Genomic DNA, 25,505 nt, shown 5'->3' on the forward strand with positions numbered 1-25,505 from the left:
TTTCCCGAAAATACAAATTTAGTTCGATTTTATAGCTCTAATAATTAACGATTTATTACTTTTAAGGCCTTTATCCAGTTCTTAGATACGATATAGCCTGATCGCGTTCAAATAAATACAGCAAGGTACGCAAAGCCTTGCCGCGCGGCGTTTCCAGCTCCGGGTCTTTTTCAATGATAAGCCGTGCATCGTCGCGGGCGGCAGGCAGGAGAACCGCATGATCCTCCAGATCGGCGACTTTAAAACGGGGCAGGCCGCTCTGGGCCGTGCCGAGGATGTCACCGGCGCCACGCAGCTCTAAATCCTTCTCGGCGATCAGGAACCCGTCTTCTGTCTCCCGCATGATCGACAGGCGCTCTTTGGCATTTTCGCCCAAAGGACCGCTATAGAGCAGGAAGCAATATGATTTATCCGCGCCGCGCCCAACCCGGCCGCGGAGCTGATGCAGTTGCGACAGGCCAAAACGCTCGGCATGTTCGATGACCATGATTGTGGCTTCGGGGACGTTGACGCCAACCTCGATCACCGTCGTGGCGACAAGGATATCCAGATCGCCCCGTGCGAACCGGGCCATCACGTCGTCCTTTTCGGTGGGCTTCATCCGGCCATGGACAAGGCCGACACGTTCACCAAACCGGGCCTGTAAAACCTCATAACGCTCTTCCGCGGCGGCGAGGTCCAGAACCTCTGACTCTTCAACAAGGGGGCACACCCAGTACACGCGGGCGCCGGCTTCGATTTGCCGGGCGATCCCGTCAATCATCTGCTCCATATGGTCTTTGGCAATCAGGCGCGTGTCAACCGGTTTACGGCCCGGCGGTTTTTCATCAAGGCGGCTGACATCCATATCGCCATAGGCTGTCATGGTCAGCGTTCGCGGGATCGGCGTGGCCGTCATGACAAGGATATCGGTGCCTTTGCTTTTGGTCGAAAGCTGCATCCGCTGATGTACGCCGAAGCGGTGCTGTTCGTCGATGACGGCAACCCCCAGATCGGCAAAGGCAACATCTTCCTGAAACAAGGCATGGGTGCCGATCACAACCTGTGCCGCGCCATTGCTGATTTGCTGGAGCAGTGTTTCGCGCTCTTTCCCCTTGTTCCGCCCCGTCAGTATAACAAATCGCACCCCGGCAGCCTCCAGCCATGGTTTCAGACTCTCGGCGTGCTGGCGGGCGAGAATTTCCGTCGGGGCCATGATGGCGGCTTGTGTGCCGCACTCCACGGCCTTCATCATCGCCAGCGCCGCCACGACGGTTTTACCACTGCCGACGTCCCCCTGAAGGAGGCGAAGCATCCGTAGCGGCGCGCTCATATCGGTTTCAATTTCTTTTAATGAACGCTCTTGTGCCCCGGTCAGGGTAAAGGGCAGGGCAGCCCGCAGTTTTGCCTGTAAGCGCCCGTCGCCGTTGAAGGCGCGGCCCTGTATCTTGCGTTGTTGCCGCCGCACCAGCATCAGCGTGAGCTGGTTGGCCAGTAATTCATCATAGGCAAGGCGCGCCCGGACCGGGTGCATCGGATCAAGCGCACTTTCATCGGGGGGATTGTGTGCGGCATCCAGCGCTTTATGCCAGTCGAGCCATTTGTTTTTAGAGCGCCATGCCGGATCCAGCCATTCCGGCAGTTTGAGGGTAAACCCTAAGGCCGCCTGCACCGCCTTGCGCACGGTTTTGTTGGTCAGACCCGCCGTCAAAGGGTAAACCGGTTCGACCGTTTCAATGGTGGCCCGGTCTTCCTCTGGCCCGATCGCATCCGGGTGGGTCATCTGCAGCTTTCCCTGATAATGCTCGACCTTGCCGCTGATAATCACGGTCGCGCCTTCGGGAAGCTGTTTTTGCAGCCAGTCCTTATGCGGGTGAAAGAAAATAAGGTTGATTGTCCCGGTTTCATCAGTGCACCAGACTTTGTAAGGCTGGCTTTTGCGCTGGTTCGGGAAGTGTTTGCCCACAGTAACTTTTAAGGTGCAGATTTTTCCATCCGGGGCGTCGGCCAGTTTTGGGGAGAAACGGCGATCAATGAAATCAATCGGCAGATGCCAGAGCAAATCCACAACCCGTTCCCCGCCGCACAGCTTTTCCAGCAGCTTGGCATTGCGCGGCCCGATGCCAGGCAACTCGGTTACACGCCGGAACAGCGGGTCTATTTCAAAGGGACGAGGCATGCCAACCTTGCTAACTGTCATCCTGAGCGAAGCGAAGGATCTGTTTTTTAGTTCAAAGAGGATTCTTCGCTTCGCTCAGAATGACATTTTTGTTATTGTCTTGAACCATGACTGTAGAAAATATTGAAACCAAACGCAAACGCTTGATCTTTCGTTCCGGCCACCGGGGGACAAAAGAAATGGATTTATTCCTGGGGACGTTTGCTGCCAGGAATATCGCAGATTTCAGCGAAGCAGAGCTGGATTTATATGATGAACTCCTCAAGGAGCCTGATCTCGATATCTATAACTGGATCACGGGGCGGGAACCCGTTCCGGCCAATAAAATGAATCCGGTCATGGAAAGGTTGCTTCAGCACCGGTTTGCTGCTTAAAAGGGCCGCATGGAAACGGCATCACAACCAGATAATGCCCTGACGCACAAAACTCTCTTCGGGTGCCCGGAGGGCCAGGACGCCCGCATTCTGGCGGAAAAGGCGCGGGCCTTGATGCCGGAGGACCGTGTGCTGGTTCATGTGGCGCTAGACGATACGCGGATTGCGGCGCTCACGGAATTGCTGGGGTTCTTTGCCCCGGATGTAAAGATCGTAACGTTCCCGGCGTGGGATTGCTTGCCTTATGACCGGGTGTCGCCCAACCCGGAGATTGTTGCGCAGCGGGTGGGGGCACTTACGGAACTGCTGGCATGGGAGTCTGAAAAAAAACGCTATCCCCGTATCTTGCTAACAACTGTTAATGCGATAACTCAAAAAGTGCCTCCTAAAGCATCTCTGGCGTCTTCATCCTTCTCGGCAAAGGTCGGGGAGCGGCTTGACAGGGGGGCGCTGCAAAGCTACCTGTCCGGCAATGGATATGATCGAACGGACACCGTGCGTGAACATGGGGAATACGCTGTACGCGGTGGTATAATTGATCTTTTTCCGTCCGGATATATAAATCCGGTCCGTATCGATTTATTTGGGGATGAAATCGAATCAATCAAGGAATTTGATCCCGCCAGCCAGCTTACCGATAAAAATTGTGACGGGTTTTCTTTGCGCCCGGCAATGGAATTTACGCTGGATGAAGACTCGATTGCCCGCTTCCGGTCCGGCTATCGTGAGCTGTTTGGCGTTCCGCGCAGCGATGATCCGCTCTATGGCGCGGTCTCGGAAGGGCGGCGCTATAACGGCATGGATCATTGGCTACCGCTGTTTTTCGAAAGCATGGATACGCTGCTTGATTATACTCCCGGCGCGGCGATGACTCTCGATCATGAAGCGCCGCAAGTGCAAACCGAGCGGGGCGAGCAGATCGCTGATTTTTACCAGTCCCGTAAAACGCTGGAACAAGCGGCGGGGGCTGGCCAGAAAAAAGGTAAAGACGTGTCTTTGTCCGGCACGATTTATCATCCGCTGCCGATCGAGCGCCTTTATCTGGGGGCGCGGGACTGGGAGGTCCTGACGGCGCAGGCGGAAATTTTGTCTCCGTTTTCCGGCGGTGAAGAAACGGCAAAGAAGGGCCGTGATTTCGCCGATATCCGTGCCTTGCCCGATGGCGACGTGTTTAAGGCGTTGTCGGAATATATCGCCGCCCACCGCAGGGCGGGAGAGAAAATCCTGATCGCGGCTTACTCCGAAGGCTCGAAAGAGCGTCTGAAAGGGCTGATGGAGCATGCCGGGTTTACCAATTTGAAAGACTGCCTGTCATGGGGGAATGTGAAAAAACTGGCGCCCGGTCAAACCGGGATGGCGGTTTTGGCGCTCGAACATGGCTTTGCCGCCCCCGATCTGGTGGTGGTGACAGAGCAGGATATCCTCGGCGACCGTCTGGCCCGCAAAGCCCAGAAACGCAAAAAAGCGGATAATTTCCTGACGGAGGTTTCATCGCTTGCGCCGGGGGATCTGGTTGTCCATGTAGATCACGGTGTCGGGCGCTTCGCGGGGCTGGAAACGCTGTCAGTTGGTAAAACGCTGCATGATTGCCTGAAAATCGTCTACAGCGGTGATGATAAGCTTTTTGTTCCTGTCGAGAATATCGAGGTTCTTTCCCGTTTCGGCAGTGATGAAGGCACGGTCCAACTCGACAAGCTCGGCGGAGCAGGCTGGCAAGCGCGTAAAGCCCGCGTGAAAAAGGATTTGATGCGGATTGCCGATCATCTCCTGAAGATTGCCGCGGCTCGCACGTTGCAAAAGGGTGAAAAACTGCCCGTGAACGATAATTACGAGGATTTCGCCGCACGCTTCCCGTATCAGGAAACCGACGACCAGCAGCGCGCGATCAGCGCCGTTCTGGCCGATCTGGAAAACGACTACCCGATGGACCGCCTTGTCTGCGGTGACGTCGGTTTTGGCAAGACGGAGGTTGCTCTGCGTGCCGCTTATGTGGCGGCGATCAACGGGGTCCAAGTTGCGCTGGCCGTGCCGACAACCTTGCTCGCCCGCCAGCATTTTAAAAACTTCTTTACCCGTTTTCAGGGGACAGGCCTGCGCGTCGAACAGCTCTCCCGGATGGTGAACGCCCGCGATGCCGACAAAGGTGCGCCGGGGCTGGCGGACGGCAGCGTCAATATCATCGTCGGCACCCACGCGCTGTTCGGCAAGGGCATCAAATTCGCCAATCTGGGGCTGGTCGTCGTCGATGAGGAGCAGCGTTTCGGCGTGAAGCAGAAAGAAAAGCTCAAGGAGCTCAAGGCCGACGTGCATGTGCTGACCCTGACCGCCACGCCGATCCCGCGCACCCTGCAAATGTCGCTGACGGGCGTGAAGGAAATGAGCCTGATCGCGACGCCGCCCGTGGACAGGCTGGCGATCCGCACTTTCGTACTGCCCTATGACCCGGTGGTGATCCGCGAAGCGCTGCTGCGTGAGCATTACCGCGGCGGCCAGAGCTTCTATGTCTGTCCGCGCATCAAGGATCTGGAAAGCGTCAAGGAAGCGCTGCAAGAGCTTGTCCCCGAAGTCAAAGTCATCGAAGCGCACGGCCAGATGGCCCCCGGCGACCTCGAAGACCGCATGACCGCCTTTTATGACGGGCAGTACGATGTGCTGCTGGCGACCAATATCATCGAAAGCGGGATCGATATTCCGACCGCCAATACGATGGTCGTGCACCGCGCCGATATGTTTGGCCTCGCGCAGCTCTACCAGATCCGCGGGCGGATCGGCCGTTCCAAACAGCGTGCCTATGCTTACCTGACCTACGACCCCGGCAAAAAGCTGACCGACCAGGGGCAAAAGCGGCTTGAGGTTATTGAAACGCTCGACACGCTCGGCTCCGGCTTCCAGCTCGCCAGCCATGACATGGATATCCGTGGTGCGGGGAATTTGCTTGGCGAAGAGCAGTCAGGGCACATCAAGGAAGTCGGCGTGGAACTGTACCAGCAGATGTTGGAAGAAGCTGTCGCGATGGCGCGCGAAGGGTTGGACTGGGAGCATGGCGAGGTCGCCGAAGAAAAATGGTCGCCGCAAATCAATGTCGGCATGTCGGTTCTGATCCCCGATGGCTATGTCGAAGATTTGAACGTCCGGATGAGCCTCTATCGTCGCTTGTCCGAATTGCATGACAAGGACGCGATTGAAAGCTTTGCCGCTGAATTAATCGACCGTTTCGGCCCAATCCCGGAGGAAGTCGAAAACCTGCTACAAATCGTCGAGATCAAACAGCTTTGCAAACAAGCCGGCGTTGACCGCGTTGAAGCGGGGCCGAAAGGGGCGGTCATCGGCTTTTACAAGGATAGCCCGCCCAATATTCCGGGGTTAATGGGCTGGATGCAGGAAAAGGGTGGGGCGCTCAAGCTCCGCCCCGATCAAAAACTCGTTGCTATCCGCCAATGGGACACCGCCGCTCACCGCGTCAAAGGTGTCCGTAGCCTGATGAAAGAAATGGCATCTTTCGGTCAGGCATAAAAAATTTGTGTTTTTCCAGAAAATGCCATAAAAGCATTTTTTCATAAACCGGGAGGACGGAATGGAACGTAAAAATCAGGAATTGTCATGGCAGGGAAAAGAAATGCTTTTAAGGCTTCATTTCGGGCCTGTTTCTATGCAGACAAACGACAGTGGCTACGTGACGGCTAATCTGGGGCCGGATATAACATTGCTGCGCGATGCAGATAAAGTGCCTTTCCGGCCAATGGCCCAAGCCGTGACTGGACCCGATGCGGTTTCACAATTATTTGGTATCTGTACGGCTGAAGGCGTTACCGTTAGACGTCAGCAACATAAAGATTGGGCGCCGGTGCCGAAAAAGTTCGATCGGAAAAGGCAAGACTTTGTGATTGTCGGTTAGACGCTAAGGCAAACTATTTGGCCTTTTCCGGAAATTATGCCATCCTGAAAGGGTAGAGTCTTGCTTTCGTCATTGCGAGCGACCAGCGGGAGCGTGGCAATCCAGTGTTAAACAAAAGAATCTTGGATTGCTTCGTCGGCTTAGCCTCCTCGCAATGACGCGCTTTTTAAAAGAGGAAACAATGCTATGAGCCGCGAATATGTCGAAGAGCGCATCCGCGCCGCCCTGAAAGCTACCAAGGGGCACCCCCTGAAGGCGCAGCAGCGCATTATTGCTGAAGTTGCGCAGGATCACCGCCTGCTTCTGGGCCTGACGCAGGGGCACCTGACTGGCATTGTTGCGCTCTGGGTCAACCGTATCCTGAGCCGCCCGCAGCGGGATGCCGCTGATGCACCGCCGCCGGCCGCTCCAAAGTCACTCGATATGGCGCCGGAAACCTTCGGTAAGGAAATCCTGCAGGCGCTGCAGGGCAAAGCCACGCCTCAGTTTGGTCAAGAAAGCTATGCCGCGCGCCCCGGCCACAAACAGGCCTCGCAAGCCCACATCAATGCCATCAAGTCTATGGCTCGCCGCGTAAACAAAGATGGTGATAAGCATTAGAGTTTAAGCACTGTGTTTTTTGTGCTTGTTTCAAGGTGATGGCGATGAGCCCGGATGAAGCATAAGGTCATGAGCGCGCCAACCGGGTTGTTCTCAAAATCAATGGTTTCCCGAATACCCTGTTCACCGGGATCGTCGCTGTTTTCTTCCCATTCGGTATCAACTATTCTGACAAAAGCGGAGATATGGCTTTGATGGATCTGGCCATCACGCTGAGCATGCCAAAGAAAATCAATTATTCTCTTACTTTTCATCCAGTCTTCTTGGCTATCGGGAATAAGAGGCGCTTCCAATGCGACAAAAGCTGACGCCATTGTAGAAAGCCTGAGCTGCATCTCTGATGGCAGATTCCTCAGCATGGCACGCCGGTGGATATCAACTAAAGAAATGTCTTTTCCCGTCATTTTTAAAACTCTAAGCTAAGCAAGCGAAGCAACCTATATAAAAAAGGTGAAAATATTTTGCAAATTTTATCGCAAATAAAAGGGTCGTCTGCCGAAATGTTTCTGATGAAAAGTGGGTGGGGCGATGCATCACAGGTTAAGTTCCCGGCGGATTGGGGGACACGGACGTATGCCCGCTTGACACAGGATAACGGTCAGACAGCGCTCTTGATGGATGTAGGACCGGACACCAGCCTCGATGATTACCTGAAAACGGCCAGGTATCTGGGGTCAATCGGCCTGCATACCCCGGAAATTTATGCTGTGGATGAAGCCGCCGGGCTGGCCTTGATTGAGGATTTTGGCGCGGCATCCTTCGGCGCGTGCCTGAAAAATCCGGCGATTGATAACCGTGATATCTACACGATCGCAACGGAGGCGCTGATCCACTTACGCCAAAATGCCGATATCACGGCGCTTGATCTGCCATTTTATCCGGACACGGCCTATCATATCGGAAAACGGCGGCTGGCGGACTGGTATATTCCGGCGCTGCGGGGAGAAGCAAACCCCGATGGTTTGGTCGAAGGCTTTATTGATGTCTGGAATAAAATCGAGGCCGGATTACCCGAATGTCCGCAAACCATATGCCATGCCGATTACCATCCCGATAACCTGATGTGGCGGGGGGATAAAACGGGTCTGGATCGCTGCGGCATTATCGATTTTCAGGATGCCTTTATCGGTCCGCTGCCGTACGATCTGGTGAACCTGCTCGAAGATATCCGCAACGACATTCCCGATGATACGCGCGCCGCGATGAAAAACCGCTATTGCGAAGGGATGAGCGCAGAAGAAAAAGAAGCCTTCGAGTCATGGTACCAGCTTTGCGCCGCCCATTTCCATTGCCGGATCGCCGGCCAGTGCTTTAAGCTGGCCGTACGAAGCGGCCGGGACGATTTGCTGCGTTTTCTGCCGCGGGTCGAGGGGTATCTGCGCAAGGATCTGCAAGCCCCTGTCTTAAGCTCCCTCAAGGCGTGGTGTGATGAGCAAAAGCTCGATTTTCTTGAAGCCCCGTCCCTAAACGGCGAGGATATTAAATTCTGCATCAGGGATGATGCTTACTAGGCATAACGGGGCGTGCCAGCGCCATGCCCAGTAACAGCCAGAGATAACGACTGTAAAGTAATTCATGGAACAGGCTCATAACGGTGAAAGCCAGTAGGATGAGGGCGACGGACTGACCGAAAAGGCGATCATTTTCATCGTCGTCTTTATGGCCGCGCCACAAACGGTAAAGGACGATCAGGTAAAAGCCCGCAAACAGGGAAAAACCAATAAGACCGGTTTCTGTGAGTAGCCACAAGGGCGTGCAATCGATGATATCGATGACAAATTTTTCTTTATCGCCATAGCGCTCAAACTGATTGCTAAGAAAACGCCCCAGACCAATGCCGGTCAAAGGCTTTTCTTGCCACAGGGAGAAGGCATCAAGAAAAACACGCATCCGTACGGTTTCGCTGGTCATGATGCTGGATGCTTTTTGATGAAGGATTTCTGCATCATCGGCGCTTTCTTGCAAAAAGCTGTAGGCAATTTCGGTTTTCGTCCCTTGATGTTCGCGTAAGACCGGCGCCCCGCTCGTGCTGAAAAGCAACATGGCAAGCATAATGCCGGCAATGAGAGGCGGCCCGACACGGCGAAAGGTGTTTTTCAACCGGATCATGGAAAATACCAGCAAAAGAACGAAAACCGTCAAAGCGAGAGTTCGTGAATTGTTATAGATCAAGGCCAGCGGCAGCATCGCCCAGAACAGTGTGAATAAAAAAGGCCTGTAAAACGGTTTCTGATTATTGAGAACTGGCCACGTGATCAGGCAAAGAACAACACACAGCAAAAGCCCGTAGGCATTTCTATTTCCACTAAGTCCTGCCAGACGTTGGCGGTTTTCTTCCAGATAGGAAAGGGGGATGAAAAAATCAAAGTCACGTAACACGGAAATAACTACAAGCGCGGTCATGAAAAGAATAAAGAAACTCAGGAAAGGCCGTAAAAACACCTGAATTCCAAGGGACCCATAATTGGTAGTCAGCCAGCTGCCCGCCATCATGTAGGCCATCAGGACAAACCAGCCCGCCCCTTTGTTGACCAGCGCCCATTGATTCCATTGATTCATGACGAGATAGCCGTTAATCAGCGCCATGATTATGACGCCGCCTAGAAGAACCAGAAACAGGTAAACGGAACGCAACTTCCAACAAGGCCAATCGGATCGCTTTTTCAGAAGGGAGAAAAGGATAAAGAGTCCGGCAAACGGAAGAAGAAAATCGGCGCTGTTCAGGGTTATTCCCTTATAGGTGCCATCGGCAAACAGCGTTAAAGCCCATTGAAGACAGAGCGCCAGACAGAACAGGAAAGCTGTGAGGTATGCAGGTATTCCGGTTTTGGACAAAGCAGGCATTACAGTGTCGGTTTTATTTTCTCGGGAGCAAACCGCAGAGAACGATGGAAAAGTTTTTGCACGTTACCGCCAAGAAGCCCCGGAACCCCGGCGACAACCGTTGATAACATGCTGAGGATGCCGACTTGGACAGACACGGAAAAAGCGGTTTCCGCAGGAACGCCCAAAAACCCAAGCCCGACTATAAAGGCGCTTTCCCGAACGCCCCATCCGCCGATGCTGATAGGCAGAGCGGCAACCAGAGCGATGACAAGAAGAACACTTAACAGCTGCACCAGCGTAATGTTGGCTTCCGTCGGAATGGTCAGAGCATAAACGGCGACGAAATAAAAAAGCTGGGCGGCAAGGCTGACCGCCAAAACCTTGCCAAACAAGGCCGGGCGGCTGAGCAGGGTACGGGTGTTTTTATATATCTTGGCGATTTTTCGATTGCCGTAGGCAAAGCGCCGGACATAATCGTGAAAAAATAAAGGTGTGAACACAAAGGCCGTCACAGTCAAAATTCCGGCCGCCAGACACAGCGTTGTAAAGGTTTTCCCTTCAACATGAGGGGCCAGACCGGGCAGAAAGGCCAAGGTCACCAACGCCAGTGCCGCGAAGGTCATGATCCGGTCGATAACAGTAACGAAAATAGCATGAGTCAGTTTGGCGCCTTCCTGAACCGCCAGGGCAATCCGGACAAAAACACCGCTGATTGATGTGAACAAAAGCAAATTAGCCAGCAGGCTGGCAATCGTAATCCGCATTGATGTTGCAAAATCGGTTATGTGGCGTTGCATGTTAATGAGCAGATGCCAGCGCCATGCCAAAGCAATAATCTGTGCCATCATGAACAGCAGGGCCGCCGACAGGTAGAACAGGTTGATATCAAAAGCTGTTCGCAGAATTTCATGAATATTCATCCGGGTCAGTAACAACCCGATGATGAGGACGGAGATAAGGCTCCGGAGGGGGGGGTTAAAATTCTTGATCCAATGCATGGGGGTAAACTAACAGATTCACAAGGAAAAATACAAAGAAGTTCTGCCCTCTATACATCATAAAAAAACAGGGGCAGGTAAGTCCTTCTCTCTCAAAAAACAGGGATGATCCACTTGGTCGCTTATCCGTGAATAATTCCCGGCGACAAGGCTTGCGCCACGGGGCAGGGCGTTCTAATCTCTTGTTTCAGTTTTATCAATACCGAGAAGAGGGGAGTTTTCCATGTCCATTATCGCCGACCGGGTTAAAAACATGAAGCCGTCCGCCACGATTGCCATGGCGGCGAAAGCGCGGGAATTGAAAGCCGCCGGGAAAGATATTATTGCGCTGGGGTTGGGGGAACCTGACTTCGACACCCCTGATTTTGTCAAGGCGGCCGCGAAAAAAGCGATCGACGAGGGACAGACAAAATATACGGCCGTACCGGGTACAAAAGAGCTTTTGGAGGCGATTCAGGGCAAATTCAAGCGCGATAACGGGCTGGATTACGGGCTGGATCAACTGGTCGCCGGGACGGGCGGGAAACAAATCCTGTTTAATGCCTTTATGGCGTCGCTCAACCCCGGTGATGAAGTGATTATCCCCGCGCCGTATTGGGTATCCTATCCGGAAATGGTGGAACTGTTTGATGGTAAACCGGTCTTTGTCGACTGTCCGGAGGAAACAGCATTCAAGCTCCAGCCCGCCGCGCTGGAGGCCGCCATCACCCCGAAAACCAAATGGGTGTTGTTTAATTCGCCCTCTAATCCAACCGGGGCGGCGTACACGAGAGAAGAGCTGAAAGCCCTGACCGATGTCATCGTCAAGTACCCGCATGTCTGGGTGATGACCGATGATATGTACGAACATCTGGTCTATGACGATTTTGAATTCACCACCCCGGCACAGGTCGAACCATCTTTGTATGACCGCACGCTGACGATTAACGGCGTGTCGAAGGCCTACGCTATGACGGGCTGGCGTCTGGGCTATGCCGGCGGGCCGAAAGAGCTGATTAAGGCGATGGTGAATATTCAGGGGCAATCAACGTCCGGTGCCTGTTCGATCACGCAAGCGGCGGCGGCGGAAGCGTTGAATGGGGACCAGTCGTTCCTGATCGAGCGCAATGCCGTTTTCAAACGCCGCCGGGATATGGTGGTCGAGATGCTTAATCAGGCCGAAGGGCTGCGCTGTCATAAGCCGGAAGGCGCCTTTTACGTTTATCCGTCCTGCGCGGGCTGTATCGGCAAGGCAACGCCGGAAGGAAAAATCATTGAAAATGATGAAGATTTCGTGAGTTACCTTCTAGAAACCGCCGGTGTGGCCTGCGTACAGGGGGCTGCGTTTGGCTTGTCGCCCTGTTTCCGGATTTCCTACGCGACATCGGATGATTTGCTGGAAGAGGCTTGCCGCCGTATTCAGAAGGCATGCGCCATGTTGACCGGTGAAGCGCGGGCGGTGGCTTAATTTTTGCCGTCGCTGTCCCGTTTGCCGGCGAAGCGGAAATAGGTCTTGCGGGCCTGAGCCTTTAACGTGCGCTGTTGTTCTTCCTGACGGCGGTCGCGGCGATTGACCAACAGGTGACAGACAGCCTCGAATTTGCCTTTGTGCTCTTCTAAAAGCTCATCGGTGAACCGGGCCAGCCGCTTCAGGTTTTCGGGGCTGGCGTCGTCGATCTGGACGCTGGGATTGTCGGGTTTGTTGATGTCCGGCAGCATGGATTTGTTGAAGATATACAGGTTATTACCCATTTCCTCTTCGAAGCTGTCCATCAGGGCCGATTCAGACGCATGGAAAAAGATGTTAATCAGCGGCAGGTCATTGACCGGATCAACAACGCCCAGAGACCCATAACGATTCCAGTCTTCTTTCTTGATCGAACGGTTGGTGTACCCAGTGCCGAGAACAATCATAATCAGCTTGTGATCTTCCGGTACGTGGCGGCGGATAGCGCCGAGATAACTGATGCACGGATTGTCGAAAATAACGCCGTCAATCCCGGTATAGGCTCGCTTGCCGCGCCGGTCCGGGTATGTGACATCAAAATGGTGACAGGGGAAATAGGTCGGTGCCGCGGCGCTGGCCATGACGGCATCATACATGGAAACATCGGGGGTCCGGTTGATCTGGCCTTCCGGATAGCCGGTCTTGATGTTTTTAAGCCAGACGGCATGTCCCCCGTGGTCAATGAAATTGTTTTTGGTGTGCGCCGGTGTTTCAAGGCTTTCACCGACTTCCTGAACGATTTCCAGCTGTTCGCCGTCAATATTGTAGGTCGGGATAATCAGACTAGAGAGTGTCTCCGACAGCCGTGTTTCGCCGTACATAGCCCGCAGGGCTTTGGAAAGATTGCCGGGGTCATAATGGCCGTGCCGGAACAGGGCGTTGAGCTGGTTTAGTTTCAGGGTCCGGTTGTTGAAGTCATGAACAATGCCGCGGAAATCACGGAAACGATCCGGCGGGAAAATCTTGGCACCGTTGCGTTCATAAAAATAGACCAGGTTTTCAGCCTTGTAGGCCGGTTTGTCCGGTTCCTTTTGATTGGGTCGGTTGAGCGCCGCATTAAGAATCGCACCGGTCGAGGGACCCGCGAAAATATCGACCATGGCGCTCATCGGCAGGCCTGTCATTTCTTCGATCCGGGTCATGATCCGGGCAGGGATAAGGCCGCGAATGCCGCCCCCATGGTTGAATATAGCGATGCTGGTTTTTTGTTCTGTGCTCACGCGGTTTTATTTTCTTGAGAAGTGTTTGTTTTGCAAAGGTAATTATAACTGAAAATAGAAGGCAAGTCAGCTTGCAGTGCAATATCAGACAGGGAAAGAGCAAAAAAAAACCGGGTCACACGACCCGGCGAGTTGAACAGGGAGGTTTCACGTCTGGGAGACGTCGGAACCCTAAGGAGGGTCCCGGTCAACATGCATAAAGCACGCTGATCCGGCCTTTATATACTGGGCGATCAGGAGAAACTATAGCAATTTAGGAATGACAGGCATGCGTTTATTGCATATTAAAAATTGGCGTGACTGATGTTTTCCAAAAGAAAATCCCTGAAGACAGAAATGCGCTGGGAATGGCGCTGTTGTTCCGGATAAACGAAGTACATCTCGACGCCTTTGGGCTGGGTGTCGGGCAGGACAATCTCGGTGTTTTTATTGTTGGCCATCAGGTAATCGGGCAGGGCCGCCAGACCGGCGCCGGTTTCAACGGCACAATGGATGGCGTGCATCGAGTTCATCATCAATAAATTATTATCTTTGTGCGAATCAATGCCGGAAACGCGCAACAGCCAGTTCGGATCGGAGAACGGGGCGGTAATGCTGTCCGGATAGCCGATCAGGGTATGGTTTTTCAGATCGGCGACGGTTTTGGGCGTGCCGTGCTTCTTCAGATATTTTTTCGAGCCGTAAATGTGAAAGTTAATTGTGGCCAGATGACGCTGGATCAAATCCGGCTGTTCGGGCTTGTACAGGCGAATGGCGGCATCGGCTTCGCTCATGCCCAGATTATAGATCCTGTTGTCCAGCAGCAGGGTTAATTGCAATCCGGGGTATTTTTCTTTCAGGTCATGGATGAGCGGCGCCAGCCATGTCGATCCCAGAAAACCAACGGTCGTCACCCGCAGCGGTCCTTCGGGCAATTGCTTCGAATCGTGAAGCCGTCCCTCGATCATCGCAAGCTTGCCAAAGATTTCACCGGCCGTTTGTTGCAATAATTCGCCTTGCTCGGTCAAAACCAGACCGCGCGCATGCCTGTGAAACAGGGATACACCCAGCGATTCTTCCAAAGAACTAATCTGGCGTGATACGGCTGACTGGCTGAGGTTCAGAGTTTCGCCCGCATGGGTAAAACTCCCGGCCTCGGCCACAGCGTGAAATATGCGTAATTTGTCCCAGTCCATGAAACGGTTTTACCATGAAGACGGGAAGACGCGAAGGGAAAAAGAAAGAACCGGCGTTCCAGATGGCTTCACTGTCAGGCCGGGACGTTCCCCTGTTTTTTTAATTTATGCTGGGCCTGCTTTTCCCGGAAACGGTCTATGTGATGACCGTCAAGCCCGATCAAACGTGCCTCAAACTGCTTTTCCAGCCATTGGTCGCTGGGGCGTTCTTCCAGAGGTCTCTCGACCCAGTTTTCAGGACGTTCTTTCAGACCCCAAATCCGGAGATCATTGCCATTGCTCATGACATGATCGCGGCGGGTTCTGAATTTCATGAATTTATCACCGGGCAGTTCATTAAACCGGGTATGCGCCGAATCCTGGAAATAACGAGGATGAAAAGGGACGCGAACCAGGCAATCTGCAACTAAAAAACCGGGGTTTAAGCTTCTCGTATAAAGAGGGTTGGCGGGCATCTTGTACTTGAAATTGTCCGCTGAATTACGGGTGCATGGGTGGAGTTCCATACCCGCCAGCTCTCCGGTATTTCTATCTTCGTAAAGTTTCCAGACAATGCAGGGGCGAAACGCATTTCCGGAAACAGATTCATCCATCAGGCTATTAATTTTCATTGAAATGTAGCGTCCTTGCCATAGAAAGGACGGTAGCTCTATATAGGATCGGCCCGACTTTCGTTGTTCAAATTCTTGTTGCAAGGCGGACAAGGCTTCTGGACCATTTTTTATACCATCCAGTAAGGCCAGCACGTATTCGTATTTCTCACGATGTGTGGGGTCACGTTCCATTTTCGCGAGTTGTTTATCGATACGCTGTGACAGGTCGCTTCTTTGTTCTTCGGTGGAAAAACAGGTTTCTCGTTTGTGGGAAATATAAAACCGTCTGTCTTTTTGTGCCTTCTCGGTCATGCGATTGATGTATCTTTCGTGCCGTGCCGTTTGTTGGGCGCTCAGATGAAGATCACTTATAAATTCAGCGACACGATTGCCGCTAAGCGTATTCATACGGCGATGAACATCGGCTAGCTTGTACAGCTCTTCCGTCTCTTTATCCAATGAATGGATAGGGTGGTGGGGAATGACATCGGCAACAGAAAGGTGACTTTGGTGGGGCGCAAGCAAGGTATAGTCCGTGCCCTGAATTTTTGGAGCCCCGATGTGTTTGATTTTGTGTCCGGAACTTTGGTAGTTGCGAATCTCTTCACAAACTTCGGTAAACAAATCTTCACTGACATGCCCCCGCAGGGCCATATTCCAGTAAGTGAAATTCTTAATGTCCATGGGGACGTAGTGTATCTCCCCATAGGGCATTTGCGCGGGAAGCTTCACGCCGGAAACATTTCCTTCTTTTTCATGGTATCGTCCCAATGAGAAGGCGTGCTCATCGTTATCATTGATACCAAATCTTAGGGGAAGGACGTGCAAGCCCGTGTAAGAAAAATCCTCTGGATCGACCTGAAAGCCAAGGATCATGGCGCTTCTTGAAAAAGGGCGGTATTCACCGTTAGCGTGCGTCATTAATTGACACCCAATGATGCTGCCGGCTCTTACATTTTCGGGCACCCAAACATCGTTATGAAACATCAAATCAGTAAATTGATCGTGGTTCACATGGTCTCTTTTGAAATGTTCCGACATACACCCTGTTCCCTTTATCCGTATTATAGAAAAAGGGAGCTTAGTAGAATGGGCGATTATATGTCAATAAAAGTTTAGATTAAACAGAACACGGCACTTTAAGCGGCTTCCGTTTTTTTCTCTGCTCCTTGGCCATGAATAAACCGGTCGGCTTCCAGAGCCGCCATACAGCCCATCCCGGCGGCTGTGACAGCCTGACGATAGGTTTTATCCTTCACGTCACCGGCGGCATAAACGCCGGGAATGTTGGTCGCGGTAGAGTCGGGGGCCGTGATAATATAGCCGTCATCGTCCATATCGACCTTGCCCTTGAACAGCTTCGTTGCCGGATCGTGGCCAATAGCAATGAATACGCCGTGAACAGGCAGTTCGCTTTCCTCATTCGTTTTGACGTTTTTCAGGCGCAGGGCTGTGACGCCTTTGCCTTCCTCTCCAAGAATTTCTTCCAAAACAGTGTCCCAGACAACCTCAATCTTTTCGTGTGCGAACAGGCGCTCTTGCATAATGCGCTCGGCCCGGAATTCATCGCGGCGGTGGATGATCGTTACCTTGGAACAGAAATTCGTCAGGAAAAGCGCTTCCTCAACAGCGGAATTCCCGCCGCCGACCACGGCGACTTCCTTGCCGCGATAGAAAAAACCATCGCACGTCGCGCAAGCCGATACGCCAAAACCCTGATATTTCTTTTCGGATTCCAACCCCAGCCAGCGCGCTTGCGCCCCCGTCGAAATAACGACAGTGTCGGCGGTATATGTCGTGCCGGACTCGCCCTTGGCGGTAAACGGACGCTTGGAAAAATCGACATCAGAGATATAATCGTTGATGATCTCTGTGCCAACGTTTTCGGCCTGTTTTTGCATTTGCTCCATCAGCCACGGCCCTTCGATCGGATCGGCAAAGCCGGGATAGTTCTCAACTTCCGTCGTAATCGTAAGCTGTCCGCCCGGTTGCATCCCGGTAACCAGCAGAGGCGAAAGGTTGGCGCGCGCCGCGTAAATCGCAGCCGTGTATCCGGCAGGCCCGGAACCGATAATCAGAACCTTGGTGTGTTTCGTATCAGACATGACTTCTTTCTTTTATTAGACAGGGATAATGTTTCTTAAATGATCTGGGATAGAGTTAGCGTTTTTCAAGTCTTCCAGCAAGGGTTTCATGTGTTTGTAAGCAATTTTCCGCCCTTCATGGATGGTCCGGGCATTAAGCGGAGAAACACGGTCCTGTGCATGCAAATGGAATTTTGCGGCAAGCGGATTATTCGTCGGATTGAAATAACTGTGACGACGCTCTTTCCTGATGGCATCCATCCAGTTCATAAGGTGAGCCGTGGGGGCGTGGTTGTCAGCTTTCAAAATATCGTCTTTGTTCGCGTAACGGACCGGATAATAAACCGAATCGTCGGAGGTCGCACTGTAGTTACTCAGGTGATATTGCCGGACAGTATTAATGGCCGGGGACGCCGCCAGTGACCAGGCTTCGGCGACGCGATACGTGCTTGTTTCGCTACTGCCGTTCAGCAGGCAAAAAACTTCGTCATCGCTGATGGTGGCGATAACCCGCATGGCAACGATATAGCCGGCCAGATACAGGAGTTCCTTGTTGTGAATGAAACCGCTGACGAGGTTAAGAAAGAATCCGGCAGGCGTTGTATCAATAGTGTCATACTGGGGGTAGCGTATAGCGAGGTGTTCGGCTTCCTTTTTGCACTCCTGCCCGGAAAACAGGACAAGACGATTGGTGTAGGCGTCGGCTCCGGAAATAATGTCACAAACTTTGTCGTAACTATTCAGAAAACGGCCCTGCGAAGCGGGACTTTTGAATTGATTTTCTTCTATGACAAGCGTCGATAACTTATGAAGCGCAACGGCCATAGGATCCGCGCCGCATCGGTCTGTAATCTGGTCGAGTTTTGTATGGCGGCTTGTTTGCTCCTTCAGGCGGGGCAGGGCCGGAAAACGATAAAGGGTCAGGAGCGCCCTGAATTTTTGCTGGCGTTTGCGTTGATCTTCATCCATACAGCTTCCCCGATTTGATGGGCGTCCCTTAAAGGTTTATAAGTCCAGCTTTCCAGATTTCCGTTAAATTTTCGGATAAGCCCACTTTCTAGCAAGTTTTTGTGAAATATGTCAAAACGTTTCGTGCCGCCGGCCAGCGGGATCATGTAAACCGGTTTCCCGGTGGTGGCGGCCTCGGAGAGCATCGAGGCGCTGTCGGCTGTTACCAGAAGATAATCTGCCCACGCCAGCATGCCGAAATAGGGGTTGTCGCCATGCCCGTCCCAGAAAAACATATGCTCGCGATCTTTCAGAATTTCATGCAGCAAGGCACGATTTGTCTCTCCCGTTCGGCGGGACGCTGTGATCATCAAACTGGCATCCATCTCCTTTAATTGTTCGGCCAGATGTTTGGTAATTTCCGGCGTCATGTCATAGGCTTTACTGCTGCCGCCGATCATCACGGCGACGCGCGGGGAGGGCAGCCCGGAAAATTGTCCGTCCCATTCTTCTTTGGCGGTAGCCAGGCGTTCAGGTGTAATCCGGTTGGGGGTGGCTGTGGTGACGATCACATTATCACCGCGTGTCGGGTCGTGCGCCGGAACAGCGACCAGATCAAATTGTTTTGGGTTTATCCGCGGATCTTGCAGGAACACGGTAAATGTTTTGCCGCTACTTTGTTTTTTGATGTAACGGGCAGCGGCAATCGCCTTGCGTCCCGCGGCGATTAGAAGGTCGGGGTAGGGGCCGTCAAGCGCGTCGCCCGTAAAGGTCCACCCTTGTTCAAACCCCAGCCAGGGGGACAGAATACGCCACGGCCAGCGTAACCCGATCCGCTTAACGATCGGCATCACGCCCATGGCCTCGGCAACGCCCAGACACTGGTTTTCGGTTCCGGTTAAGCCGTCTTCTGTGACAATCCAGCAGGTCGTCATGAAATTATCTTTCAAAAATGCTTGCACTCTTCGAGGCACAATTCTATACCAACTCCTGATGATTTGAAGACAAGTCTTTTAGAGAAAGTTTCCATGAAACGCATAAAACTCGACAAAATTGACCGTAAAATTCTTAAAAACCTTCAGGACGATGGCCGGATGACCAACGTGGAGCTGGCCAAAGAAGCCGGTATTTCTGCGCCGCCCTGCCTGCGCCGGGTGCGTGCCTTGGAGGATGCCGGTTTCATCAAAAGCTATCATGCCAAAATTGACCCGGTTGTTATGGGCTACGGCGTCACGGTGTTCGCTATGGTCACGCTGGACGGTCAGGCCGACGAAGTGCTCAAAGGCTTTGAAGAATTGGCTGCCGGCTGGCCGCAGGTTCGCGAATGCCATGTCTTGTCAGGAGAAACCGATTTCCTGTTAAAGATCGTGGCGCATGACTGGGACGACTATCAGTCATTTCACCGGAATTCCCTGACGGCGGCACCGCATGTGGTTTCAGTCAAAACGTCACTGACGATCCGCACCAGCAAGGACGAGCCGGGTATTCCGATCGAGGTTTAACCTCTTCTTATTCGTAGATAACTTCCAGAATCTCGTAGGAGCGCTCGCCTTGTGGCGCATGTACGGTAACGCTGTCGCCGACCGCTTTGCCGATCAGTGCGCGGGCAATCGGTGCGTTCAAAGAGATCTTTCCTTGATCGGCATTGGCTTCGTGGTGGCCGACAATCTGATAGGAAACTTCAATATCCGTATCTTCATCGACGATCAGAATCCGCGCGCCGAATTTCACGGTATCGCCGCTCATGGTCGCCGGGTCGATGATTTGCGCTTTCGAAATCACGGCTTCCAGCTCCTGGATCCGGCCTTCGATAAAGCTCTGGCGCTCGCGGGCGGCATGATATTCAGCGTTTTCAGACAAGTCCCCATGCGCGCGCGCTTCGGCAATCGCTTCAATCACCGCCGGGCGCTCGACAGATTTCAGGGTCTTCAGTTCTTTTTCAAGGGCATCATAGCCCACTTTTGTCACAGGAAACTTGTCCATAATCCTATTCCTTGGTTCTGCAAAAATTAACGCCGCGCGGACGCGGCGGTAAAGCATATTTATTTCGCTGTTAAAGAAACTAGCGCAGAGAACATCCGGCGTCAAGATTGACACGCTCAGGCCGCTTGTTCGCTATCCTCATCGTCATCACTGAAATACCCTTGCAACGGCCGGACACGGATCGTTTCGGCTTTCAGGGCACGGATGGCCTGAATACCGGCGCGGGCGGCAGTCAGCAGGGTGTAATGCGGTACCTTGTACATCAGGGCAATACGGCGGATGTTATTGGCATCGGCCACGGCTTGCGGTCCCTTGGCAGTTGTGTTGATAACCAGATCAATCTCGCCGTTAATCAGGGCATCGACAATATTGGGTTTGCCTTCCATCACTTTGTTGACGCGCCTGACCTCAAGGCCGTTGGCGATCAGGTGAGCGCATGTTCCGCCCGTAGCGATGAGCGTAAAGCCCATTTCGGCCAGATCCCTGGCAACCGGAATGACTTCTTCCTTGTCTTTGTCTTGTACGGACAGGAAGACTTTTCCCTCGGTCGGCAGGTAAACACCGGCACCGATCTGGGCTTTGGCATAGGCGTTGGCCATTTCATAGGCAATCCCCATGACCTCGCCGGTCGATTTCATTTCCGGCCCCAAAATCGGGTCGACGCCGGGGAAACGGTTAAAGGGGAAAACCGGGGCCTTCACCGCTGTATGATCGGGATTCATGCCGTGCAGCTCGCCGCGCTTTTGGAAGGCGGAAAGCTTTTCACCAGCCATTATACGTGCCGCGATCTTCGCCACAGGCGTCCCGGTTGCTTTTGCCACAAATGGAACTGTCCGCGATGCACGTGGGTTGACCTCCAGAATGTAGATGTCAAATTCTCCAGTGTTTTTATTCTTTTTGATGGCGTATTGAACATTCATCAACCCCTTGACGTTTAAGGCTTTTGCCAGTTTTATCGTTTGTTTTTCTATTTCCCTAACGGTTTTATATGGTAAAGAGTGCGGTGGCAAGACGCAAGCGCTATCGCCGGAGTGAATGCCCGCTTCCTCAATATGTTCCATGATCCCGGCGACGTAGACATCCTTGCCGTCACACAGGCAGTCCGCGTCAATTTCGATGGCGCCGCGCACATAGCGGTCAAGCAGCACAGGGTTGTCCCCGGAGACATGGACCGCCGTGCGGATGTAATTCCGTGTTTCTTCCATACTGGCGACAATCTGCATGCCTTGTCCGCCCAGAACGTAGGAGGGGCGCAGAACAATCGGAAAGCCGATCTCTTCGGCGATTTTAAGGGCTTCTTCTTCGGAACGGGCAAGCCCGTTATAAGGCTGGCGCAGCTTGAGCTTCTTCAAGAGTTTCTGGAACCGTTCCCGGTCCTCGGCCAGATCGATCGCATCGGGATCGGTGCCCAAAATCGGAATGCCGGCTTCCTGAAGCGTGTTGGCCAGTTTCAGTGGCGTTTGCCCGCCCAGCTGAACAATCGCGCCCATAACCTGACCGTTTTTGCTCTCGGCTTCGATCAGCTCAATAACGTCTTCTTCGGTCAGCGGTTCAAAATACAGCCGGTCGGACGTGTCATAGTCGGTCGAAACCGTTTCCGGGTTACAGTTAACCATAATGGTCTCAAACCCGGCTTCTTTCAGGGCATAGGCCGCATGAACGCAGCAATAGTCAAACTCGATCCCCTGACCGATCCGATTGGGGCCGCCGCCGAGAATAATGATCTTCTTGCGGTCGGTCGGATTGCATTCATCCTCCGGCGGGTTCAGGCCGTCGCCTTCGTAGCAGCTATACATGTAAGCCGTTTCAGAAGGGATCTCAGCAGCGCAGCTGTCCACCCGCTTATAGACCGGGCGCACCCCGTGTTTCAGACGGGCGGTGCGAATATGTTGTTCGGAAACGCCGACCAGATTGCCCAGACGTTTGTCGGAAAACCCCATTTTCTTGAGCGCCAGCCAGCCTTCGGCATCAATCGGCAAGCCGTTCTTTTTCACGTGGTTCTCGGTATTGACGATGTTCTGGATACGTTCGAGGAACCAGCGGTCATATTTGCTGATATCGTAAATATCATCAATTGACAGACCGTAGCGGAGCGCTTGTGCCACGTACAAAATCCGTTGCGGTGTCGGGCGGGATAGGGCGGCGCGCATCAAATCGGGGTGCGGCGCTTCATCCGGGTTGGAGTGGCCGGGCAGGGGAATCGGATCAAAGCCGGATAGCCCTTTTTCCATGCCGCGCAGGGCTTTTTGCATGGATTCCTCGAAATTGCGACCGATCGCCATGACCTCGCCAACCGATTTCATGGCGGTGGTCAGGGTGTTGTCCGTACCGCTGAATTTTTCAAACGCAAAACGCGGGATTTTGGTTACGACGTAATCAATCGTCGGCTCGAAACTGGCCGGAGTTTTGCCGCCGGTAATATCGTTGCCCAGTTCATCCAGCGTATAGCCAACCGCCAGCTTCGCCGCGACCTTGGCGATCGGGAATCCTGTCGCTTTGGAGGCCAGCGCGGAAGAGCGCGATACACGCGGGTTCATTTCAATGACGACCATTCGGCCATTATCGGGATTGATCGAAAACTGGACGTTCGATCCGCCGGTTTCCACGCCGATCCCGCGCAGAACCGCCAGCGAAGCGTTCCGCATGATCTGGTATTCCTTGTCCGTCAGGGTCAGCGCCGGGGCGACCGTAATGGAATCCCCGGTGTGAACGCCCATCGGGTCGACGTTTTCGATAGAACAGATGATGATGCAGTTGTCATTTTTATCGCGGACAACTTCCATCTCGTATTCCTTCCATCCCAGCAGCGATTCTTCGATCAACACTTCATGAACGGGGGAGGCATCCAGCCCCTCACGGACGATTTCCTTGAATTCTTCCTTGTTGTACGCGACGCCGCCGCCGGTCCCGCCCAGCGTAAAGGACGGGCGGATAATCGCGGGCAGGCCGGTATGCTCCAGCGCTTCCAGCGCCTCTTCATAAGATTTGACGGTCTGGCTGCGGGCACTTTCCAGCCCCAGCTCATCCATGCATTTCTTGAATTTTTCGCGGTCTTCGGCCCGGTCGATTACATCAGCCTTGGCCCCGATCAGCTCAACGCCCAGCCGGTCGAGAGTCCCGTTTTCAGCCAGCGCCAGCGCCGTGTTTAGCGCCGTTTGCCCGCCCATGGTCGGCAGCAGCGCATCCGGCTGTTCCTGTTCCAGAATTTTTGCCACGATGTCCGGCGTGATCGGCTCGATATAGGTGGCATCGGCCATGTCCGGGTCGGTCATGATCGTCGCCGGGTTCGAATTCACGAGGACAACCCTGTAGCCTTCCTCTTTCAGCGCCTTGCACGCTTGTGCCCCGGAATAGTCAAACTCGCAGGCCTGCCCGATAATGATCGGTCCGGCGCCAATGATACAGATGGATTTTATGTCGGTTCTTTTAGGCATTGTCTTCAGGCGGCTTTCGCTTCTTTAATTGTGTTTACAAATCTCTCGAACAAATAATGGCTGTCCTGCGGGCCGGGGGAGGCCTCCGGGTGATATTGCACTGAAAACGCAGGCTTATCTTTCACTCTTAATCCTTCATTTGAAGAATCGAACAAGCTGACATGCGTGACTTCCGCATTCTCAGGTAATGATTCAGGGATAACACAGAACCCATGGTTTTGACTGGTAATTTCGACGATGCCGGTTTGTAAATCCTTGACCGGGTGGTTGGCGCCGCGGTGCCCCAGATGCATCTTTGTCGTTTTACCGCCCAGTGCCAGTGCCAGCAGTTGGTGCCCGAGACATATCCCAAATACGGGTATGTTTTTATCCAGAAGCGTCCTGATCGTCGGCACGGCGTACTCACCGGTGGCGGCCGGATCGCCGGGGCCGTTCGACAGAAATACGCCATCGGGCTTCAGGGCTAGAATTTCATCGGCTGTCGTTGTCGCCGGGACAACGGTAACCTTGCAACCCGCCGTGGCCAGACAGCGCAGAATATTCAGCTTGGCGCCGAAATCCATGGCGACGACATGGCAGGCCGGTTTGTCCTGCGTGCCGTATCCGGTCTCCAGCGCCCATTCGCTCTCCGTCCACTCATAGGGCGCGGCGCAGGTGACATCCTTGGCCAGATCCATACCGTCTAGTCCTGGCCAATTATTGGCCTCTTCATAAAGTGCCTGCAGATCAAACTTTCCATCCGGGTTGTGGCAGATAACGCCGTTCGGCGCGCCGCCATCGCGAATGCGGCGGGTCAGCGCGCGCGTATCAATGCCGCAGATCCCCGGCAGGTTGTTATCCTTGAGCCATTCGTTCAGATGTTTTTGCGCCCGCCAGTTCGAAGGCGTCGTGATATCTTCGCGGACGATCAAACCGCGCGCCGCCGGTTTTAGCGATTCGATATCTTCGTCGTTCGTACCGACATTACCAATATGGGGGAAGGTGAAGGTGATGATCTGTCCGGCGTAAGACGGGTCGGTCAGGGTTTCCTGATAGCCTGTAAGCCCCGTGTTAAAACAGATCTCACCGACAGATTTGCTCTCTGAACCGATACCGCGGCCCCAGATTACAGTCCCGTCGGCCATAACAATAACGCCCGTTGCATTGGCAGGCTGTTTTAGTTTAGAAAGGTCTTTCATTTGATTCCTCTAGCAGATGGCCGCTAGAGACAAATTTCTTAAAGCCTTTGGGCGTGAAAGGGAAGTAAAAAAGTGGGAAAAAGAGAAGAATTCAACAGCGCATTGAAAGACGCCCTTAAAAGTAAGGACCAAATTGCCATGGCGACGATCCGTTTGATGATCGCCGCAATGAAGGACCGTGACATCGCCGCGCGCGGTCAGGGCAGCGCTTCGGAGGGTATTTCCGACAATGAAATTCTCTCCATGCTGCAAACCATGATTAAACAGCGTCAGGAAAGCTCTAAAACCTACCGCGATGCCAGCCGCGATGATCTGGCTGACCGCGAGGAAGCTGAAATCGAGGTAATCCAGCGCTTTATGCCCAAAGCCCTAAGCGAGGATGAAATGCAGGAAGCCATCGCGACCATTATCACCGAAACCGGCGCCGCCGGGATCAAGGATATGGGCAAGGTCATGGCCGAACTCAAAACCCGCTACGCCGGACAACTCGATATGGGCCGCGCCGGCGGTGTCGTGAAGCAAAAACTGGCGGGGTGACACCTGTTATTGCAAG

Annotated in this window: 21 protein-coding genes; 8 read left to right on the forward strand and 13 right to left on the reverse strand. The window is 53.3% G+C overall.

The genetic code is table 11. From position 1 onward, the window contains the following. Positions 1–70 precede the first annotated feature (70 nt). Positions 71–2,179 carry an ATP-dependent DNA helicase RecG gene (recG, locus tag H6868_05680; GenBank protein ID MCB9988811.1) on the reverse strand — a complete coding sequence of 703 codons (2,109 nt, stop codon included), beginning with the start codon at positions 2,177–2,179 and terminating at the stop codon, positions 71–73. Between the two features lie 86 nt (positions 2,180–2,265). Here recG and H6868_05685 point away from each other — a divergent pair, with 86 nt between their 5' ends. From H6868_05685 to H6868_05700, 4 genes are all read left to right on the forward strand, one after another. Then, entirely contained in the window at positions 2,266–2,532 is a 267-nt protein-coding gene (locus H6868_05685) for a succinate dehydrogenase assembly factor 2 (GenBank protein ID MCB9988812.1), read from the forward strand. 9 nt (positions 2,533–2,541) lie between these two features. Then, positions 2,542–6,045 (forward strand): transcription-repair coupling factor, encoded by a 3,504-nt coding sequence (gene mfd / locus H6868_05690; protein MCB9988813.1) that lies wholly within the window; start codon positions 2,542–2,544, stop codon positions 6,043–6,045. 61 nt (positions 6,046–6,106) lie between these two features. Further along, positions 6,107–6,427 carry a hypothetical protein gene (locus H6868_05695; protein MCB9988814.1) on the forward strand — a complete coding sequence of 107 codons (321 nt, stop codon included), beginning with the start codon at positions 6,107–6,109 and terminating at the stop codon, positions 6,425–6,427. Positions 6,428–6,613: 186 nt separating this feature from the next. After that, positions 6,614–7,027: a hypothetical protein gene (locus H6868_05700; protein MCB9988815.1), complete on the forward strand. Its 414-nt coding sequence runs from the start codon at positions 6,614–6,616 to the stop codon at positions 7,025–7,027. Here H6868_05700 and H6868_05705 read toward each other — a convergent pair. Next, on the reverse strand, positions 7,024–7,431 hold the full coding sequence (locus H6868_05705) for a hypothetical protein (protein ID MCB9988816.1): 408 nt from the start codon (positions 7,429–7,431) through the stop codon (positions 7,024–7,026). The two genes, H6868_05700 and H6868_05705, sit on opposite strands and share 4 nt — an antisense overlap. A gap of 96 nt (positions 7,432–7,527) precedes the next feature. Here H6868_05705 and H6868_05710 point away from each other — a divergent pair, with 96 nt between their 5' ends. Beyond that, complete coding sequence (locus tag H6868_05710) at positions 7,528–8,538, forward strand: phosphotransferase (GenBank protein ID MCB9988817.1); 1,011 nt, start codon at positions 7,528–7,530, stop codon at positions 8,536–8,538. Here H6868_05710 and H6868_05715 read toward each other — a convergent pair. Continuing rightward, positions 8,519–9,613 carry an O-antigen ligase family protein gene (locus H6868_05715; GenBank protein ID MCB9988818.1) on the reverse strand — a complete coding sequence of 365 codons (1,095 nt, stop codon included), beginning with the start codon at positions 9,611–9,613 and terminating at the stop codon, positions 8,519–8,521. The two genes, H6868_05710 and H6868_05715, sit on opposite strands and share 20 nt — an antisense overlap. A 257-nt stretch (positions 9,614–9,870) precedes the next feature. Further along, entirely contained in the window at positions 9,871–10,851 is a 981-nt protein-coding gene (locus tag H6868_05720; protein MCB9988819.1) for a flippase-like domain-containing protein, read from the reverse strand. Between the two features lie 223 nt (positions 10,852–11,074). Between H6868_05720 and H6868_05725 the strand changes: the two genes are divergently transcribed. Then, positions 11,075–12,298, forward strand: coding sequence for a pyridoxal phosphate-dependent aminotransferase (locus H6868_05725; GenBank protein MCB9988820.1), 1,224 nt, complete (start codon positions 11,075–11,077; stop codon positions 12,296–12,298). On the opposite strand, the gene H6868_05730 is transcribed toward H6868_05725, so the two are convergent. The 6 genes from H6868_05730 to H6868_05755 form a co-directional block, all read right to left on the reverse strand. Next, positions 12,295–13,557 carry a patatin-like phospholipase family protein gene (locus H6868_05730; protein ID MCB9988821.1) on the reverse strand — a complete coding sequence of 421 codons (1,263 nt, stop codon included), beginning with the start codon at positions 13,555–13,557 and terminating at the stop codon, positions 12,295–12,297. The two genes, H6868_05725 and H6868_05730, sit on opposite strands and share 4 nt — an antisense overlap. Positions 13,558–13,841: 284 nt before the next feature. Beyond that, positions 13,842–14,732, reverse strand: coding sequence for a LysR family transcriptional regulator (locus H6868_05735; protein ID MCB9988822.1), 891 nt, complete (start codon positions 14,730–14,732; stop codon positions 13,842–13,844). Between the two features lie 74 nt (positions 14,733–14,806). Beyond that, the gene (locus H6868_05740) at positions 14,807–16,366 is read right to left on the reverse strand and encodes a hypothetical protein (protein ID MCB9988823.1); all 1,560 of its coding nucleotides are present in this window, start codon (positions 16,364–16,366) and stop codon (positions 14,807–14,809) included. A gap of 98 nt (positions 16,367–16,464) precedes the next feature. Further along, positions 16,465–17,430 (reverse strand): thioredoxin-disulfide reductase, encoded by a 966-nt coding sequence (gene trxB / locus H6868_05745; protein ID MCB9988824.1) that lies wholly within the window; start codon positions 17,428–17,430, stop codon positions 16,465–16,467. A 15-nt stretch (positions 17,431–17,445) separates the two neighbouring features. Further along, positions 17,446–18,378, reverse strand: coding sequence for a hypothetical protein (locus tag H6868_05750; protein ID MCB9988825.1), 933 nt, complete (start codon positions 18,376–18,378; stop codon positions 17,446–17,448). Further along, positions 18,330–19,292 (reverse strand): mitochondrial fission ELM1 family protein, encoded by a 963-nt coding sequence (locus tag H6868_05755; GenBank protein ID MCB9988826.1) that lies wholly within the window; start codon positions 19,290–19,292, stop codon positions 18,330–18,332. Before H6868_05755 ends, H6868_05750 begins: the two co-directional genes overlap by 49 nt. 93 nt (positions 19,293–19,385) lie before the next feature. Between H6868_05755 and H6868_05760 the strand changes: the two genes are divergently transcribed. Further along, on the forward strand, positions 19,386–19,859 hold the full coding sequence (locus H6868_05760; GenBank protein MCB9988827.1) for an Lrp/AsnC family transcriptional regulator: 474 nt from the start codon (positions 19,386–19,388) through the stop codon (positions 19,857–19,859). Between the two features lie 7 nt (positions 19,860–19,866). Here H6868_05760 and greA read toward each other — a convergent pair whose 3' ends face one another. The 3 genes from greA to carA form a co-directional block, all read right to left on the reverse strand. Further along, positions 19,867–20,340 (reverse strand): transcription elongation factor GreA, encoded by a 474-nt coding sequence (greA, locus tag H6868_05765; GenBank protein MCB9988828.1) that lies wholly within the window; start codon positions 20,338–20,340, stop codon positions 19,867–19,869. Positions 20,341–20,456: 116 nt separating this feature from the next. Next, complete coding sequence (gene carB / locus H6868_05770) at positions 20,457–23,774, reverse strand: carbamoyl-phosphate synthase large subunit (protein ID MCB9988829.1); 3,318 nt, start codon at positions 23,772–23,774, stop codon at positions 20,457–20,459. A gap of 5 nt (positions 23,775–23,779) precedes the next feature. Continuing rightward, the gene (carA, locus tag H6868_05775) at positions 23,780–24,952 is read right to left on the reverse strand and encodes a glutamine-hydrolyzing carbamoyl-phosphate synthase small subunit (GenBank protein ID MCB9988830.1); all 1,173 of its coding nucleotides are present in this window, start codon (positions 24,950–24,952) and stop codon (positions 23,780–23,782) included. 72 nt (positions 24,953–25,024) lie between these two features. Here carA and H6868_05780 point away from each other — a divergent pair, with 72 nt between their 5' ends. Beyond that, positions 25,025–25,489, forward strand: a complete 465-nt coding sequence (locus H6868_05780; protein MCB9988831.1) for a GatB/YqeY domain-containing protein — start codon at positions 25,025–25,027, stop codon at positions 25,487–25,489. The last annotated feature ends 16 nt before the right edge of the window (positions 25,490–25,505 follow it).

The organism is Rhodospirillales bacterium (assembly GCA_020638175.1).
Classification (GTDB): Bacteria; Pseudomonadota; Alphaproteobacteria; order Micavibrionales; family Micavibrionaceae; genus JACKJA01.

Coding starts and splice junctions, on each gene's coding strand:
- recG (MCB9988811.1), bottom strand. CDS start 2,179: ATGACAGTTAGCAAGGTTGGCATGCCTCGTCCCTTTGAAATAGACCCG.
- H6868_05685 (MCB9988812.1), top strand. CDS start 2,266: ATGACTGTAGAAAATATTGAAACCAAACGCAAACGCTTGATCTTTCGT.
- mfd (MCB9988813.1), top strand. CDS start 2,542: ATGGAAACGGCATCACAACCAGATAATGCCCTGACGCACAAAACTCTC.
- H6868_05695 (MCB9988814.1), top strand. CDS start 6,107: ATGGAACGTAAAAATCAGGAATTGTCATGGCAGGGAAAAGAAATGCTT.
- H6868_05700 (MCB9988815.1), top strand. CDS start 6,614: ATGAGCCGCGAATATGTCGAAGAGCGCATCCGCGCCGCCCTGAAAGCT.
- H6868_05705 (MCB9988816.1), bottom strand. CDS start 7,431: ATGACGGGAAAAGACATTTCTTTAGTTGATATCCACCGGCGTGCCATG.
- H6868_05710 (MCB9988817.1), top strand. CDS start 7,528: ATGTTTCTGATGAAAAGTGGGTGGGGCGATGCATCACAGGTTAAGTTC.
- H6868_05715 (MCB9988818.1), bottom strand. CDS start 9,613: ATGGCGCTGATTAACGGCTATCTCGTCATGAATCAATGGAATCAATGG.
- H6868_05720 (MCB9988819.1), bottom strand. CDS start 10,851: ATGCATTGGATCAAGAATTTTAACCCCCCCCTCCGGAGCCTTATCTCC.
- H6868_05725 (MCB9988820.1), top strand. CDS start 11,075: ATGTCCATTATCGCCGACCGGGTTAAAAACATGAAGCCGTCCGCCACG.
- H6868_05735 (MCB9988822.1), bottom strand. CDS start 14,732: ATGGACTGGGACAAATTACGCATATTTCACGCTGTGGCCGAGGCCGGG.
- H6868_05740 (MCB9988823.1), bottom strand. CDS start 16,366: ATGTCGGAACATTTCAAAAGAGACCATGTGAACCACGATCAATTTACT.
- trxB (MCB9988824.1), bottom strand. CDS start 17,430: ATGTCTGATACGAAACACACCAAGGTTCTGATTATCGGTTCCGGGCCT.
- H6868_05750 (MCB9988825.1), bottom strand. CDS start 18,378: ATGGATGAAGATCAACGCAAACGCCAGCAAAAATTCAGGGCGCTCCTG.
- H6868_05755 (MCB9988826.1), bottom strand. CDS start 19,292: ATGACGACCTGCTGGATTGTCACAGAAGACGGCTTAACCGGAACCGAA.
- H6868_05760 (MCB9988827.1), top strand. CDS start 19,386: ATGAAACGCATAAAACTCGACAAAATTGACCGTAAAATTCTTAAAAAC.
- greA (MCB9988828.1), bottom strand. CDS start 20,340: ATGGACAAGTTTCCTGTGACAAAAGTGGGCTATGATGCCCTTGAAAAA.
- carB (MCB9988829.1), bottom strand. CDS start 23,774: ATGCCTAAAAGAACCGACATAAAATCCATCTGTATCATTGGCGCCGGA.
- carA (MCB9988830.1), bottom strand. CDS start 24,952: ATGAAAGACCTTTCTAAACTAAAACAGCCTGCCAATGCAACGGGCGTT.